Here is a 13,902-nt window from a genome sequence, read left to right as displayed (position 1 = left end):
AGTGTTCTCATGCGGACTTCACCAAGCAGAACACCTGGGCGTTATGAGCCGTCACCGACTGTTCGTCGCGCACCTCACCGTTGACGGTGATCCGGCAACCAAGCGTGCCACTGTCTGCCTGTGCGACCACATTGGCGAAGACCGACATCAATCTCGTCGAGATCGTGTACGACCACGGCAATGTCGTGAAGTTCGCGTACTGGGGCTGAGCATGTTCGTCGAGGAAGTTCGCCTGGCCCGTCGTTCCCGCGGGGCCAAACACCTCATAAATCACGTCTTTGGGAATGACGGGTTCGGATCCATCCCTGATGGCGTTAGGAATGTCCGTCGAGGAACCGGCCACCCCGTGCAGCCGAATCACCGCAAACACTGCGACCGCGACCACCATCACCACCACTATCGGTATCCACATCCGCTGCACGACCCTGAACATCTCTCGTCCTTTCAAAGCGTCAGCCATACCGGCGTGAACATTTGCAGAATCGGCGCTGTCCGCCTCCGTCGAGCTGTCGAACACCTGCCGGGAGCGTACACCATATACCCCTAGGGAGTATGTGGGATGGAGTGAATGGCTGCGGTGTGACGCATGTGGGACGTCATCTCTTCGTGGTTGTTACGGCGGCCTCGTTTTGATGACGTTGCTAACTGTCAACTGAAATAGGTTGTGCAACAGGGTATATAAGCCAACGCCGTTGGCGAATCGTGGCGCCTCGGGCCCGGTCAGGCACATCCTGGACTGTTATCGATAGACGGTGTGTCCCGACGGAGAGAGATCGGGTACCCTACCCGGGTATGGTGACGACGTCGGGCCGCCTCGGTATCGTTGGGGGCACAGCGGAACAGATGCAAAAGCTTCACTACCACCACCACGCGCCGCACGGCCACGTCCACTGCAAAGCCGACGACTTGCTGGGCGCGCACCGACGGCCAAACCCGTGGTCTGCATCGGACGGTCGAGGAAGAGCTGACATGTCGACAACACGCCAGGACACTTCGTTTCGCGGCCCAGGAGGCCGCGTGATCGCCGGCAAGCCCCATCCGGGAGTGTTGCTCAGCGCCCTGCTGTTGCTTGGCGCCTTGTGGGGCAGCGCGTTTCCACTGATCAAGCTCGCGGCACCAGCGTTCGGCCCCGTCGGAACCACCCACATCCGGCTAGCGGTGGCCGCGGTTGTGCTCGCGCTGCTCACCGTAGCCCGCCGAGACCTCTGGCGCGGGGTGCACCAGCGCTTCGGGGCGTATGTTCTGCTCGCGGCGCTCAACGTCGCCGTCCCATTGACCCTGGTGGCTACTGCCATCGTTGGGCTCAGCGCCTCGATGGCAGCGATCCTGAACGCCACCACTCCAATGTTCACCATTCTGATCGCGGCGGGGTGGCTCGGTCAGCGCATCACCTGGCGGCGGATACTCGGTGTCGCCGCCGGTGTCTTCGGCGTGGTCATCCTGCTCGGCGGTGTCCCGCTGACGGCAGACATCGGCACCGCCATGGCCGCCGGGGCATCCCTAATCGCAGCACTGTCCTACGCGCTGGGCGGCACCTACGCCCGGCGGACCTTCCCAAGCACTGCACCGACGACCCTGGCGCTGGGCCAGCAAGTGGCCGCCACGCTCCTGCTGATTCCGGTGACCGTCGCCGCCACTATGGCGGTACCCCCGTCAGGGCCGGTGACCGCCGCTGCGATCACAGCGGTCGCGGTGCTCGGGCTGGGCGCCACCGCAGGCGGCTACCTCCTCTACTTCTGGATCATCCGTCACGCGGGTCCCGTCGCCGCGTCCACGGTGACATTCCTTGTCCCGATCGCCGGCGTCGGGCTCGCTGTGGGCTGGCTCGGCGAACCGCTCACTGCAGCGGTGGTGTTGGGGCTACTGGTGATCAGCACCGGCGTCGGCCTCCTCACCTTCGGCAAGTCACGCGCCTCCCGGACGCCCGTGATCCGCCGGCGGCGCCGGTGACCGGGATGGCCAAGCGTCCTACCACCTCTAAGAATCGGAATAGCGTTCGTAAATAACCTGATTGATGACCATTTCGGTGGTATACGCGCGAGATCTTCACCGTCACAGATCCGCGACCCCCAAGTGGTCGCGGGGCCTGCCCCGTGCGGTACAAACCAACCGTGCCGGCAGCCTGTCACTGACCGGGTGGATGCTCCCTCGCCAGCATGCTGGTGCTGGGCAGGATCGCGAGAAGCATCTTCAGATTAGGCGAAACAATAACGCACAGAGCATCGCTCGGTCCTCAGTGCGCAGATCGACCATGCCATCGGGCACCCGCCGGCTGCAGTCGCTTGACTTGCAGAAGTAGGGCTGCGGGGCAGTGATACTTGCTGAAGTACCATACCCTGGTAGGGTATGGCTCGTCGCGTTGCGGAAGATGGTCGACGCGAACACACCCTGTTCAAACTTGCGGTATGTGGCCATCCGGTTGCCACACCCTTAACTGGTACGAGGTAACGAAATGTCTGTCGAATCACCTCCCTCCTCCCGGCGTTGGTGGGCGCTCGCTTTGATCGCCACAGCTCAGTTCATAGTCATCATGGACACCTCAATCATCGGTGTCGCGTTGCCTCGTATGCAGGAAGATCTCGGCTTCTCACAGGAGAATCTGTCCTGGGTGTTCAACGCCTACGTGGTTGCTTTCGGCGGGCTGCTCTTGCTCGGCGGTCGCCTGTCCGATCTCTTCGGGGCTCGCCGGATGTTCAGCGTCGGATGGGGCATCCTGCTGGTCGGGTCTGCCGTGGCCGGCCTCGCTGGCACTGTGGGCATCGAACTCGCGGGCCGCGCCGTGCAGGGCGCCGGCGCGGCTCTCATCGCGCCGTCGGCCCTGACTCTGTTGATGATGTTCTTCGGTTCTGATCCGCGTGAGCTGACCAAGGCCCTGGCTCTTTATGGTGCTGCGGCCCCGGCCGGCGGGACGGCCGGTGTGTTTCTCGGCGGCGTGATCACCGAGTACGTGTCGTGGCCCTGGGTCTTCTACATCAATATTCCGGTCGCGGTACTCGCGCTGGTCGCCGCGCCAGTCCTGATGCCGACTGGCGGCGCCAGGGTGAGGGGCGCCGTCGACGTAGCAGGCGCGCTTACGGTGACCGGAGGTCTCGGCGCGGCGGTGTACGCCATCGTCCGGGCTCCGGAGGCCGGATGGGGCTCTGCTGAGACGTGGGGCGTGCTCGTGGTCTCGGTCGTCCTGCTTGGAATCTTCCTCAGAGTGCAGGCTTCCCGTCGTGAACCGTTGATGCGCTTGAGCATCTTCCGCACGCCGAATCTGGGTGCGGCCAACATCGCACAGTTGCTGCTTGGCGGTGCGTGGATCCCGATGTGGTTCTTCCTCAATCTGTACCTGCAGCAGGTTCTCGGTTACAGCGCCTTCCCCTCGGGCGCAGCCCTGCTGCCGATGACGCTCCTCATCATGGTCGGAATGATCGTCCTCGCGCCGCGAGCGATCAACCGCTTCGGACCAAAGGCCATGATCGTCACCGGTCTGGTGATACTCGCCATCGGTATGGGTTGGCTGTCCCTCATTCGGCCCGATGGCAACTTCTGGGTTGACGTCCTGCCCGCATCGCTCGTGGCGGCACTCGGTATGTCACTCGCCTTCATCCCCTCGCTCGGAACCGCCATCTCATTCGCCCGACCCGAAGAAGGTGGCCTCGCGTCGGGGATCGTCAACACGAGCTACCAGGTCGGTTCCGCACTCGGCCTGGCGGCAATGACTGCCGTTGCCGCTTCCTACGGCACGGCCCAACTCGGTGACCCGTCTGCGCTCACCGACGGCTTCTCGGCAGCCTTCCTCGGGTCCGCTCTGATCGCCCTGGCGGGTGCAGTGATAGCTGCGCTGACCCTCCGCATGCCGCACACCGACGGTCCCGTTCAAAGCAGCAGCTCCGCTGCAGAGCGCGCCTGAACGCAGGCTAGATCAACCCACACCTAGAAAGAGAGGATCACCATGACCACAACGTCTGTTCTCATCGCCTACGACGGCTCTCCCGACGCTTGCACAGCAATTGAGGAAGTCGCCAAACTTCTCCCGGGCGCCCAGGCCGTCGTCCTGTACGCCCGTCAGCCGATGGAAGGCCTCGCAGCTCACCTCGAGGGGCATCCCGCCTTGGACGACCTTCGTGGCATCGAAGAAGCCAGCCTCGATTCCTCCGAACGGATCGCGTTCGAAGGCGCCAAGCGTGCACGCGCCGCCGGTTTGAACGCCGAGCCGCGGGTGCTGTCGAGGATGACGACCGCATCGGAGTCGATCGTGCAGGTCGCCGATGAGATCGACGCGGCCCTCATTGTGCTCGGCTCCCGAGGCCGCCGTGGGCTGTGGTCGGCCGTGCTCGGCAGCACGTCTGTCAACGTGCTCCACCATGCCCGCCGACCAACCCTTGTCGTACCGTCCGAGGCAGTCATCTCTGCCCGTCAGCGGCCAAGCACGCCGGAACCCGACGCCCACCACGCGTGAGCGTCCGACAGAAGCTTCGGTGGTCATCACGGTGTCCGCCAAGTTCGGTAAACTCCTGGACGAAAAGCGAAGTCCTACAGCGTCAGCAGACCGCGCTCGATTGGTCTGGGGCCGCTCTTCGATACGTTGGTGATCCGGGCGCTGATGACGCCGTCGATAGCGTTCTGGTGGCCACAGCGAGGGTGTGCCAACACCTGGGCCCAATCCCGAGGCCGAAGCACGAGCCGGACGCGACCGGAAACTCTTCGCGGGAAACGAGTTGAAACATGTTCAAGCCACTGTTGGCGATCTTGACCGCCGGCGTCACGTCCGCACTCGTGCTGGCGGCGCCGGCGCAGGCCGACCCGGACACCGCGTTCGCCAAGGAACTGCAGAGCTACGGCATCTACGGGCAGAAGGACTACAACGCCTGGATCGGCAAGATCGCCTGCAAACGCCTGCACCGCGGCGTGGACGCCACCGCCCGCGACTCGGCCAAATTCGTCGCCGACCAACTGCAACGCGGCAGCAGCACCGAACAAGCCTGGCAATTCCTGGCCGCCGCGATGAACTACTACTGCCCCGACAAGCGCGTCCTGCTCACCCAGTAAGGGAGACACCGATGTTCACCAAGCTCTCACTGGCCACCCTGGCCGCCGCCGCCCTGACCCTGGCCCCCACCGCAGCCGCCGACGCCACCGACAACTACCCCATCCCCAACAAGATCCTGCACACCCCGTGCACCGCCGAGCAGATCCTGGCCGCCACCCGCGACACCAACCCGGTCTACTACGAGCGCTACATGATCGACTACAACAACAAATCCCCGGAAGTACACCGCGCCGTGCAGGACCGCATCCACTGGTTCTTCTCCATGGACTACGCCGGACGCCGCCAATACTCCGAGGACACCGCCACCAACGCCTTCTACGAACAACTGTCCTGGAACTGGCCCAACTGGGCCAAGATCTTCTTCAACAACAAAGGCGTGGTCGCCGCCTCCACCGACGTCTGCATGAACTACCCACCCGACGACATGTCGGTCTGGGTCTGGTGACGCTCTAGATTGACGCGGTGCGTAGGAAATCGGCGCGCAGCTATCGCCGTTCTGACACTCATCGACGCCCTCTTATCGATCCAATGATCAACGTGGTCCCATGATCTTCCGGCTAGACGACGCCGAAATGGCCTGTGGCGCAACTACTGTGATGGTGCAGTCTCCGTACGATCAGGAACGTACGAGTCGTGCGATGGCAGCGGAGGCCTCAGCCAGCTTCGCGTTGGCCTCGTCGCCGCCATCGGCGACCGCCCGGGTCACGCAGTGGTCGAGGTGCTCATCGAGCAAACCCAGCGCCACGGTGCGCAAGGCACTGTTGACCGCGCTGATCTGGGTTAAGACATCGATGCAGTACTTGTCGTCGTCGATCATCTTGGCGATGCCGCGAACCTGGCCTTCGATACGGCGCAGTCGCTTAGCGTAGTTGTCTTTCTGCGACGCATATCCGTGTGTGGTCGTCATCTAGCCTCCTGGCGGGTTCTGCACCGGCCAGACTTGATCGTATTAGCCATCCCCATCACGCCCCAGTGGAGGTCGGTCATCGACTGAACTCCACCGATGCCTGACAAGGAAGACCGCGGGGGAACTCTTAAGACGGGCAGGTGTTATGAAGCGATGGTACCCCACAGGGGTATGACACTGGACCCGGGGACCTCCTGAGTATTCGCCGAGTGCGAGCTAAGTCGTGCGCTCGGCGGTTCCGTTGGGTCCGTTGTTCACTACGCCGGTATCGGCCCATCCGACAGCGCACCGGAATGCTGGAAGCCGACCACAATGATCACCGGTCGCCGTGGCAGCCGGCGGCCGTGCCAACCTACCGTGTCGTGACCGATAAGCTCAGTGTGACAACAAAATATCTCACGCGAGACACATTTGCTCAGCAGTCGGCGTCGACGTAGATGGTGTTGGTAAGTGCGCGATCGAACGGGCGATCACGGTCGTTGAGGCGGAGCCCCGTCATCTTGGTACCCGGACGAACTGCGCGGACAGAGCACTGGGCCGAGGGTGCGGCACCCGTCTTGCCTAAGATGACCTGAAACCCTTGTGCCTTCAACCTTATGATGGCCGTATCAACCGACTTTGGTTGACCAAGCCGGACTCCTTTTACTGGCGTGGCCTGGTCAAGGTTGGTTGCACCTCCCTGCTCGGTTGACGGGGGAGCCGGATCGGCCGCGCTCGCCACAGCTGGACTGGCCAAGTTCAGCGCGCCGGCTATGGCTAATCCGGATACGATTGCCGAGGCAGTTCTTTTCAATGGGGTCTCCATTCGCGTTGGGGTTGTCAGGGCGGGGTCCCGCTTCCATCCGGTCCCCACCGCCTTCTATGTGATGTCCGACTCGGGCGGTAGGACGGAGTCGGTGCTGACTTCGGGTCGAAGATCCAGGCGCCGCAACAGTTGTGCGTTGAGTGCGACGACAATGGTCGACAGCGACATCGGGACGGCGTTGATCGACATCGGCAGCACGAAGCCGACCGAGGCCAGGATCCCGGCCGCCAGAGGTACCGACTCGAGGTGGTACCCGGCGCCCACCACAGGTTCTATTGCATCTTGCGGTAGCCGGCACGGGACAAGTCGATCACCGATAGCACAGAACGCGGGTCTGAGCTGGCCAAGACGCCGTCGCCGACCATGGCGACCTTCTTGCTGGCATGTTGCAGCGCAGTGACTTTCGATGCTTGGTCTCCTGCATGGACGCCAGCGAAGAAGCGGTCGATGCCGCCGACGGTGCGGGAGACGGCATCGGCGTCTCAGGTGATCATGACGACCTCGATGGCGCCATCGGCGCGCCATTGCGCGGCGGCATCGATCTCGGTGTCGGTCGTCGTGCCCATCTGCGCTCCACTCCTCCTCGATCAATACCCCCTGGGGGTATAAGAGAATGTATACCCCATGGGGGTATCATGCAAGCATGTGGTTCACCGGCGATGCTGGGCAGCAACGGTGCGATCACCGCGTTCGATGACCATCGAGTGTCCGAGGACTTGGTCGCTGGCATCCTGCGCAAACTGCCCTCTGTCACAGAGTTTGAGCTGTGACAGGCACTTGGGAGCGTCGTCGGCCCGGTATTACCTTCCCCTCGTTGACGACCTCGGTAAGTGGTGGTGTGCTGATCAATCCAACTTGATCAGCGCTGCTGATCGGTGAGTATGCTTCGTGCCGAGATGATTCGAATAAACTGGTGGCCCAAAATCAGCGGTGAGTTGTTCACCATCCGGCAGGTCGCCAACTCTGCCGCGGCGCTGGGGTGGAGAATAGTTGCGTCGCAGACCACAACATGACAGCTAAGCAATAACTCTGGGGCGACCGGCGCTGTCCAAGTTCTGAACGAGCCCTCGCTCAAAGTTCTTATACAACTTTACCGTTCCAATTTTTGACACCGAGATGACAAAACCTGCTGTGCAATCTCCGTGGCGGATGCTGCAAACGGCCAGCTGGTGAGCGTCGCGTGTGCCATCGAGTTTGGCAATCGACACTTGTAGTCACCACACCACCCGTGGGCTCGATACCCGTCGAGAACTCGACCCCGGACAGCGGGGAGCTCGACCGCAACGCGTGCCGCGCATGGGTCAGTTCTCGCGGGGCAGCAGTTCGGTGACGAAGCTGTCGAGGAAGTCGTCGATCGAGATGTCACCAGCAGGCCGGATGACGAACTTCGACAATCCGGCAGCGACGTATTCGTCGATTTGGCGGTGCAGCTGAGTCCAACTCGACGCCACGAGCTCGTGGGGGTCCAGATCGGGTCGGCGTTTGCGGATCGCGGCGACGACCGCTTGGGGGAGCTCGCCGTCACCCACTGCGAGGCTGATGCCGTAGTGGTCGTCGGGTACCTCGCGGCCGGCAGCGTCCGCCGCCTCCGCGATGGTAAGCCGTGCGGCGCGCGCCTCATCTGGAGTGACGAAACTGCCCAGCCAGCCGTCCGCGTACGTGCCGATCCGACGGAACCCGGCCGGTGACTGGCCGCCGAGCCAGATGTCGACGCGGGCGGCAGATTTTGGCAAGACGTCGATGTCGCGGGCGTGGAAGTAGTCGCCGTCGAACGTTTCACCGGTGTTGTCGAGCGCGGTTCTCAACAGCCGCAACGACTCGTCGAACACGGCCCCGCGTTCCCCCTTGGGCACCACGAAGGCATCCCGCTCCGCGGGAATTGCCGGCTGGAGTCCGAACACGGGTAGCACCCTCTTGGGTGCCAGGGCGGCCAGCGATGCGAGTTGCTTGGCGACCAACACGGGATGCCTGCCCGGCAGCACTGCGACCGACGTGCCGACCTTCAAACGGGCGGTGCGCGCCAGCGCGTACGTCATACCGACGAACGGATCGATCGCCTGCGAGTACACCAACTCGGACAGCCACAGCGAATCGACCCCGCTGGTCTCCAGTCGGTCGACGATGTCGGCGAATTGTGCGGGCGCCACCTCGGCGCCGAGGCCGACTCCGAACCGGATCTTCACGCGGACTCCTTCGAGGCAACAGCGGGTGTGTGCACGGAAAACAACTCGACCATGGTTCCAACACCTTTCCCGCCGCAGATCGTCCCTTCATGATGTACGTCTGCCGAGCGTCCGGAGTCGGCGACTTCCGCTCCGATGAGCGCGCGTCCGCTGACACTCATGAGCGACGGGTCGGTGAAGAGACTCCAGATCACGTGACCGGTCAATTCTGGGGTCTCGGCAGTATCGAAACCGTGGCAATGCCACACTCGTTGAAGTCGGCGGCCATGTTGTCGACAGCGGCTTTGGGGGATGCCGTAGGCGTCGTGCACTCCGCCCGAAGACGAGGTGAAGACGACGACCACGCCGCTGCGGCACGCGGCGGCCATGCCGGCGATCGAACAGGATTGCTCACGCCTCATCAGCATGCGATTGTCGGTCGTGGCAAGTCGTATTGCCGCCGGCACGTTTGGCGCGGAACATCGCCCGATCGGCATGGGTGATCGCCTCGTCGAGGACCCGCGTGGGATCGTCGGCCGGGTCAGCGAGACGAGCGCGCTCGCGGGTGTGTACGCCCAGACTGGCGGTGACTGTTGGCACGTCATCGGCTTCGCTGAGTGCACGTCTGATCGCTTCTGCGATTTGGCTGTCTTGGCCTGGGGTGGTGATGTCGACGACAACGAATTCCTCGCCACCCATGCGGGCCACCAGTGCGTTACTGCTGACAGCAGTTCTGATCCGTTGAGCGCTGCGAATGAGGATGCTGTCTCCTTCGGCGTGGCCGAATGTGTCGTTGATGGCTTTGAACTGGTCGAGGTCGGCGACGATGACGGTTACAAGGTGACCGGACGTTTCGTTGCGGTGCAGTAGCCCTCGGAAGTGCAGATACAGCCCTCGGCGGTTCAGTAGACCCGTCATGGGATCGGTGGTCGACTTGTTGGCGTCGTTGCGGAGCAATTGGATGCCGACCAGTAGCACCACTGTCACCGCCGCAACGGGAATCGCCGCCCCGATGATGATGCCCGCGGAGGTCCGGTCGGCGATCCTGCCCTCATCGATGTTGAGAACGATGAAGACGATGAGGGCGATCAGGACGACTGCGTTGTGTGCGGCAAGGGCCTTTGGTCCGTCAAGGAACACCAGGTACGCCGATACCAAGGCAAAGCAGTGGTAGGCGAACAGGCCGACGAGCCAATTTGAACTCATCAGCGCGATCGCGGCGATCCCGAGGTCGGCCGACACGATGAAGGCACGTGATTGCCAATGCGTCGGCCATGGACGGGCCCACCACATCACTGCCCAGAACAGACCGACCCCGGCGAACAGGAACACGATCGTCATCGAGGTGGGAGAAGCCGAGGCCGCGGGCAGCAGCACGATCATGGCGAAGACGGAGACGCATCCGAGGATGCCGCTGATGGTGAGTTGTATGGCCCTGGCGAGACCGCGGTCGGCAAAGTAGCGAACGTATCCGGCATAGTCCACCGGTTCACGCCACCACTGGCCGACAACCTGCGTGCAGGCGCGGTTCCCACGCGTCTGTGCTCGGACTCGCACCCGACAACCTCCCCGTGGCACCCGTTGCGCAGCTATCTCGTCGATCCTGCGCGCAGTGACAACACGAGCCGATGGTTCCTGCTGTTGGAGGCGCAGCATCACCTTTTCCAGCAAAAACTATCTCATGCGTCAGTAGATCCGCAGCCATCGACCCAGCTGGAGGTGAGGCGCGCGAGTACGGCAGGACGCGTTCAGTGTGACGATCGTGCCGTCAGCCGGTATCCCTCGATCGGTTGCAGTTCGTGGCCGGCGGGAAGGCCGCCTTGCAGTAGGCGAAGAACGACTCGGCGGCGTCATCGCAGACGATAGTTCAATTGCAGTGCAGTCGATTTCGAGTCTATGGCTGAAGCCTCCGCTGTGGGTGGCTGGTGGGGCTCGTAGTGGTCATCGACCGATAGAAGGGCCTGCGGGCAGTCCCTACCGTTGACGACATTCGACAATTATGGAACGGTGTACCAAATTATGAAAGGCTGGTGATGGTCCCAACACCCAACCCCTTGGTCGCCACCTTCGGCGAACCGCTGTTGCGACTCGGCGTGGGCGCAGGCAACCGACTCGACCGAGCCGGCCACCTCGACCTGGCGGTCGGTGGCGCAGAACTCAACGTGGCGATCGCGCTGGCTGCACTGGGCCGACGGTCGCGGTACATCAGCGCGGTCCCCGACACCACCCTCGGCGAGCGGGTGGTCACCGAACTGCGTTCGCGCGGCGTTCTGGTCGACCATGTAGGGCGGGTGCCGGATGCCCGTCTCGGGCTGTACTTCGTCGAACATGCGGGACCGCCGCGGGCACATCAGGTGACCTATGACCGCGCCGGCAGCGCATTCACCGAATCAACCTTCACCGCAGCGGTATTGGATGATGTCGACACTTTGGTCATCAGTGGCATCACGGCGGCCCTGGGACAGGGGCCGGCCGACGAACTGCGGCGTCTGGTGAACGGCGGGCTGGAGCGCGGAATACGGATCGTCCTGGACGTGAACCACCGGGAACTGCTGTGGCCGCCCGAGGTCGCCGCACCGGCGCTGGCGCCACTCCTGCGATCCGCCGATGTCGTCATCTGTGCACGCCGCGACGCCGCCCGCCTGTTCGACGCGCACAGCGCCGAGGCGTTGCGCGATGACCACGCACCGCAGGCCGAGCTGGTCGTGATGACCGACGGTTCCAACGGCGCGTCCGCCGCGAGCGCCGATACCCAGTGTTCGGTCGAGGCTCCGGCGACCATCGTCATCGACCGCTTCGGCGCCGGCGACGCCTTCACCGCGGGACTGGTCTGGAGTCTGACCGCCGGACATGCGGCGCCGGATGCGCTCGCCGCCGGAACTGCGCTGGCGGCCATGGCGTGCACGGTCACCGGCGACATCGCCGCCTTCTCCGAACGTGAATTGCGTTCGGTGCTGGCCGATCCCGCCGCGGCGATGGTCCGATGACCCCGGCTGTGCTCGACCGTCTCCGCGCCGAGCGTGCCCTGGTGCTGGTGCGGTCCGAGGGTATCGCCGACGCAGTGTTGGACGCTTTCGCCGACGGCGGCCTGCGGGTGATCGAGGTCAGCCTGGTCGCCAGGGATGCCGCCGTCACGATCGCCCGGTTCCGGGATCGTCATCCGCACCTGCTGGTCGGCGCGGGCACCGTCCGGACCGCTGCGCAGGCCACGGCCGCCGTCGACGCCGGCGCCGAATACCTCATCTCGCCGTCCGCCGCGCCCGAGGTCGCCGAGTGGTCCCGTGCCCACGGCGTCCTGCACATCCCTGCGGTGCTGACGCCCACCGAGGTCGATGAGGCGTTGCAGCGCGGCGCGCCACTGCTGAAGCTGTTTCCGGCGGCCCGATTCGGTCCCGGGTATGTGCGCGACCTGTTGGCGCCGTTTCCGGAGGCCGAATTCCTCGCCACCGGCGGCATTTCGATCGACACCGTGCCCGAATACCTGAAGGCCGGGGTGCGCATTGTCGGCATGGGCGGCGCGATCGCGGCATCGACCGATCCCGACGAAGTCCGTGTACTGACCGAATCTCTTGTGAAGGCGGCCTATTCATGACCATCTCGCTGGCGGTGCTCGACACCGCCTACGGCGACATCGACGTCGAAGCCGGCGCAGCCGCGGGGGCGGGCGTCGACGTGTTCGACGCCCGCGTCGACGTTGACCGGGCCCGCGACGCCGACGGCGTGCTCGTCCAGTTCGCCGCCATCGGCGCCGACGAGATGGACGCTCACCCGAACTGGCGGGTCATCGGACGTTACGGGGTGGGTTACGACACCATCGACATAGATGCGGCCACCGCGCGTGGCATCCCCGTGGTCAACGTCCCGGACTACTGCGACGAGGAGGTGTCCACGCACGCGGCTGCACTGGCGCTGGCGTCTGTGCGCCGCATACATCCGGCGAATCAGCTTGTGCAATCGGATGGTTGGAGCCGATGGCGCGAGTTGACGCCCATTCCCGCGCTGTCCGAGTGCACCCTCGGTGTGCTCGGCCTGGGTCAGATCGGGCGGGCGACGGCGCATCGGCTGGCGCCGTTCTTCGGCCGGATCATCGCCTATGACCCCTACGTCGAGGACTTCGGTTCGATCACCGGCCTTCCGCTGGCCGATGTGCTCGCGGAGTCCGACGTGGTCAGCCTGCACCTGCCGCTCAGCGCGGCCACCCACCACCTGATCGACGCCGAAGCGCTGGCCCTGATGAAGCCCACCGCTCACCTGGTGAACGTCTCGCGCGGCGGGCTGGTGGACACCCACGCCCTGGCCGACGCCCTGATGACCGGGCGGCTCGCCGGTGCCGCACTCGATGTCCTGGAGACCGAACCGCCGGCGGTCGACGACCCGGCCCTGATCGCCCCGAACCTGTTGGTCACCAACCACATCGCGTGGTACTCGGAACGCTCCGAGCCGCGTTTGCGCGGCATGTTGGCTGCTCGCTGCGCGGCGGTCCTCACCGGAGCAGGGGCGCCGTCCATCGTCAATCGCACCGCTCTCACCCGAAAGGCCCCATGATGGAACCCGGTTCGCTCCTGTTCTCCGCCCTCGACCCGGAATCGGTGCCGTTGGGTCCTTCCGACCCCCCGGCGCGGGTGCTCGAAGGCGATCCACGCTGCGCGGAACACGTCATCGCCGTCACCCCCGGAGTCGAGGTCGGGGTGTGGGAGGTGACCCCGGGAAGGTTCCTGTCGACCAAGACCGGCATCGGCGAGGTGATGCATTTCCTGACCGGCTCGGGCATCCTGACGCACTCCGACGGCAGCACCACCGAGATCGCCCCGGGCGTCACGGTGTCGCTGCGGCCGGGCTGGAGCGGGGAGTGGAACGTGACCGCGACGGTGCGCAAGATCTACACGATCTACACCGAATCATCAACGCAGGCAATGAATTAACCGGAGTCATCGAAACGACACATATCGGAAACACAATCTTGGTACGTTGTTCCAAAATCTGAGGAGGTGAG

General features: G+C 64.1%; 15 protein-coding genes and 2 pseudogenes. 11 read left to right on the top strand and 6 right to left on the bottom strand.

Annotation, left to right across the window (positions count from 1 at the left end; all coding sequences use genetic code 11):
• Window positions 1-7: 7 nt before the first annotated feature.
• Window positions 8-433, bottom strand: a complete 426-nt coding sequence (locus tag V4U86_RS26625) for an MmpS family transport accessory protein (protein WP_395312226.1) — start codon at window positions 431-433, stop codon at window positions 8-10.
• A 584-nt stretch (window positions 434-1,017) separates the two neighbouring features.
• Between V4U86_RS26625 and V4U86_RS26620 the strand changes: the two genes are divergently transcribed.
• From V4U86_RS26620 to V4U86_RS26595, 6 genes and pseudogenes are all read left to right on the top strand, one after another.
• Window positions 1,018-1,950: a DMT family transporter gene (locus V4U86_RS26620; RefSeq protein WP_395308836.1), complete on the top strand. Its 933-nt coding sequence runs from the start codon at window positions 1,018-1,020 to the stop codon at window positions 1,948-1,950.
• A 502-nt stretch (window positions 1,951-2,452) separates the two neighbouring features.
• Window positions 2,453-3,895 carry an MFS transporter gene (locus V4U86_RS26615; RefSeq protein ID WP_395308835.1) on the top strand — a complete coding sequence of 481 codons (1,443 nt, stop codon included), beginning with the start codon at window positions 2,453-2,455 and terminating at the stop codon, window positions 3,893-3,895.
• A gap of 42 nt (window positions 3,896-3,937) precedes the next feature.
• Entirely contained in the window at window positions 3,938-4,444 is a 507-nt protein-coding gene (locus V4U86_RS26610; protein WP_395308834.1) for a universal stress protein, read from the top strand.
• Window positions 4,445-4,540: 96 nt separating this feature from the next.
• Window positions 4,541-4,618, top strand: a pseudogene (locus V4U86_RS26605) (hypothetical protein); the annotation flags it as partial.
• A 92-nt stretch (window positions 4,619-4,710) separates the two neighbouring features.
• On the top strand, window positions 4,711-5,034 hold the full coding sequence (locus V4U86_RS26600; protein ID WP_395308833.1) for a DUF732 domain-containing protein: 324 nt from the start codon (window positions 4,711-4,713) through the stop codon (window positions 5,032-5,034).
• Between the two features lie 11 nt (window positions 5,035-5,045).
• Entirely contained in the window at window positions 5,046-5,480 is a 435-nt protein-coding gene (locus tag V4U86_RS26595) for a DUF5078 domain-containing protein (protein ID WP_395308832.1), read from the top strand.
• A gap of 171 nt (window positions 5,481-5,651) precedes the next feature.
• Here V4U86_RS26595 and V4U86_RS26590 read toward each other — a convergent pair whose 3' ends face one another.
• Both V4U86_RS26590 and V4U86_RS26585 read right to left on the bottom strand, forming a co-directional pair.
• Window positions 5,652-5,942: a metal-sensitive transcriptional regulator gene (locus V4U86_RS26590; RefSeq protein WP_395308831.1), complete on the bottom strand. Its 291-nt coding sequence runs from the start codon at window positions 5,940-5,942 to the stop codon at window positions 5,652-5,654.
• A gap of 859 nt (window positions 5,943-6,801) precedes the next feature.
• Window positions 6,802-7,253, bottom strand: a pseudogene (locus V4U86_RS26585) (heavy metal translocating P-type ATPase); the annotation flags it as partial.
• Between V4U86_RS26585 and V4U86_RS26580 the strand changes: the two are divergent.
• A complete protein-coding gene (locus V4U86_RS26580) occupies window positions 7,170-7,517 on the top strand; it encodes a hypothetical protein (protein WP_395312282.1) in 348 nt (115 codons plus the stop codon). The pseudogene V4U86_RS26585 and the gene V4U86_RS26580 overlap by 84 nt on opposite strands.
• Before the next feature lie 531 nt (window positions 7,518-8,048).
• Here the strand turns inward: V4U86_RS26580 and V4U86_RS26575 are convergent.
• From V4U86_RS26575 to V4U86_RS26565, 3 genes are read right to left on the bottom strand one after another with little or no spacing between them, the layout of a single operon-like run.
• Window positions 8,049-8,930, bottom strand: a complete 882-nt coding sequence (locus tag V4U86_RS26575) for a TIGR03854 family LLM class F420-dependent oxidoreductase (protein ID WP_395308830.1) — start codon at window positions 8,928-8,930, stop codon at window positions 8,049-8,051.
• Window positions 8,927-9,331, bottom strand: a complete 405-nt coding sequence (locus V4U86_RS26570; protein ID WP_395308829.1) for a hypothetical protein — start codon at window positions 9,329-9,331, stop codon at window positions 8,927-8,929. The genes V4U86_RS26575 and V4U86_RS26570 overlap by 4 nt, the downstream gene beginning before the upstream one ends.
• Entirely contained in the window at window positions 9,321-10,394 is a 1,074-nt protein-coding gene (locus V4U86_RS26565; protein ID WP_395308828.1) for a GGDEF domain-containing protein, read from the bottom strand. The genes V4U86_RS26570 and V4U86_RS26565 overlap by 11 nt, the downstream gene beginning before the upstream one ends.
• A gap of 548 nt (window positions 10,395-10,942) precedes the next feature.
• Between V4U86_RS26565 and V4U86_RS26560 the strand changes: the two genes are divergently transcribed.
• Genes V4U86_RS26560 through V4U86_RS26545 form a run of 4 tightly spaced genes read left to right on the top strand, consistent with a single transcriptional unit; the run spans window position 10,943 to window position 13,831 of the window.
• The gene (locus V4U86_RS26560; protein ID WP_395312225.1) at window positions 10,943-11,896 is read left to right on the top strand and encodes a sugar kinase; all 954 of its coding nucleotides are present in this window, start codon (window positions 10,943-10,945) and stop codon (window positions 11,894-11,896) included.
• Entirely contained in the window at window positions 11,893-12,501 is a 609-nt protein-coding gene (locus V4U86_RS26555; RefSeq protein ID WP_395308827.1) for a bifunctional 4-hydroxy-2-oxoglutarate aldolase/2-dehydro-3-deoxy-phosphogluconate aldolase, read from the top strand. Before V4U86_RS26560 ends, V4U86_RS26555 begins: the two co-directional genes overlap by 4 nt.
• Window positions 12,498-13,454 (top strand): C-terminal binding protein, encoded by a 957-nt coding sequence (locus V4U86_RS26550; RefSeq protein WP_395308826.1) that lies wholly within the window; start codon window positions 12,498-12,500, stop codon window positions 13,452-13,454. Before V4U86_RS26555 ends, V4U86_RS26550 begins: the two co-directional genes overlap by 4 nt.
• Window positions 13,454-13,831 carry a cupin domain-containing protein gene (locus tag V4U86_RS26545; protein WP_395308825.1) on the top strand — a complete coding sequence of 126 codons (378 nt, stop codon included), beginning with the start codon at window positions 13,454-13,456 and terminating at the stop codon, window positions 13,829-13,831. The genes V4U86_RS26550 and V4U86_RS26545 overlap by 1 nt, the downstream gene beginning before the upstream one ends.
• Window positions 13,832-13,902: the final 71 nt, after the last annotated feature.

The sequence above is a fragment of the Mycobacterium sp. AMU20-3851 genome (assembly GCF_043974665.1).
Lineage (GTDB): Bacteria > Actinomycetota > Actinomycetes > Mycobacteriales > Mycobacteriaceae > Mycobacterium.
This window is presented reverse-complemented; position numbering and strand designations above follow the sequence as displayed.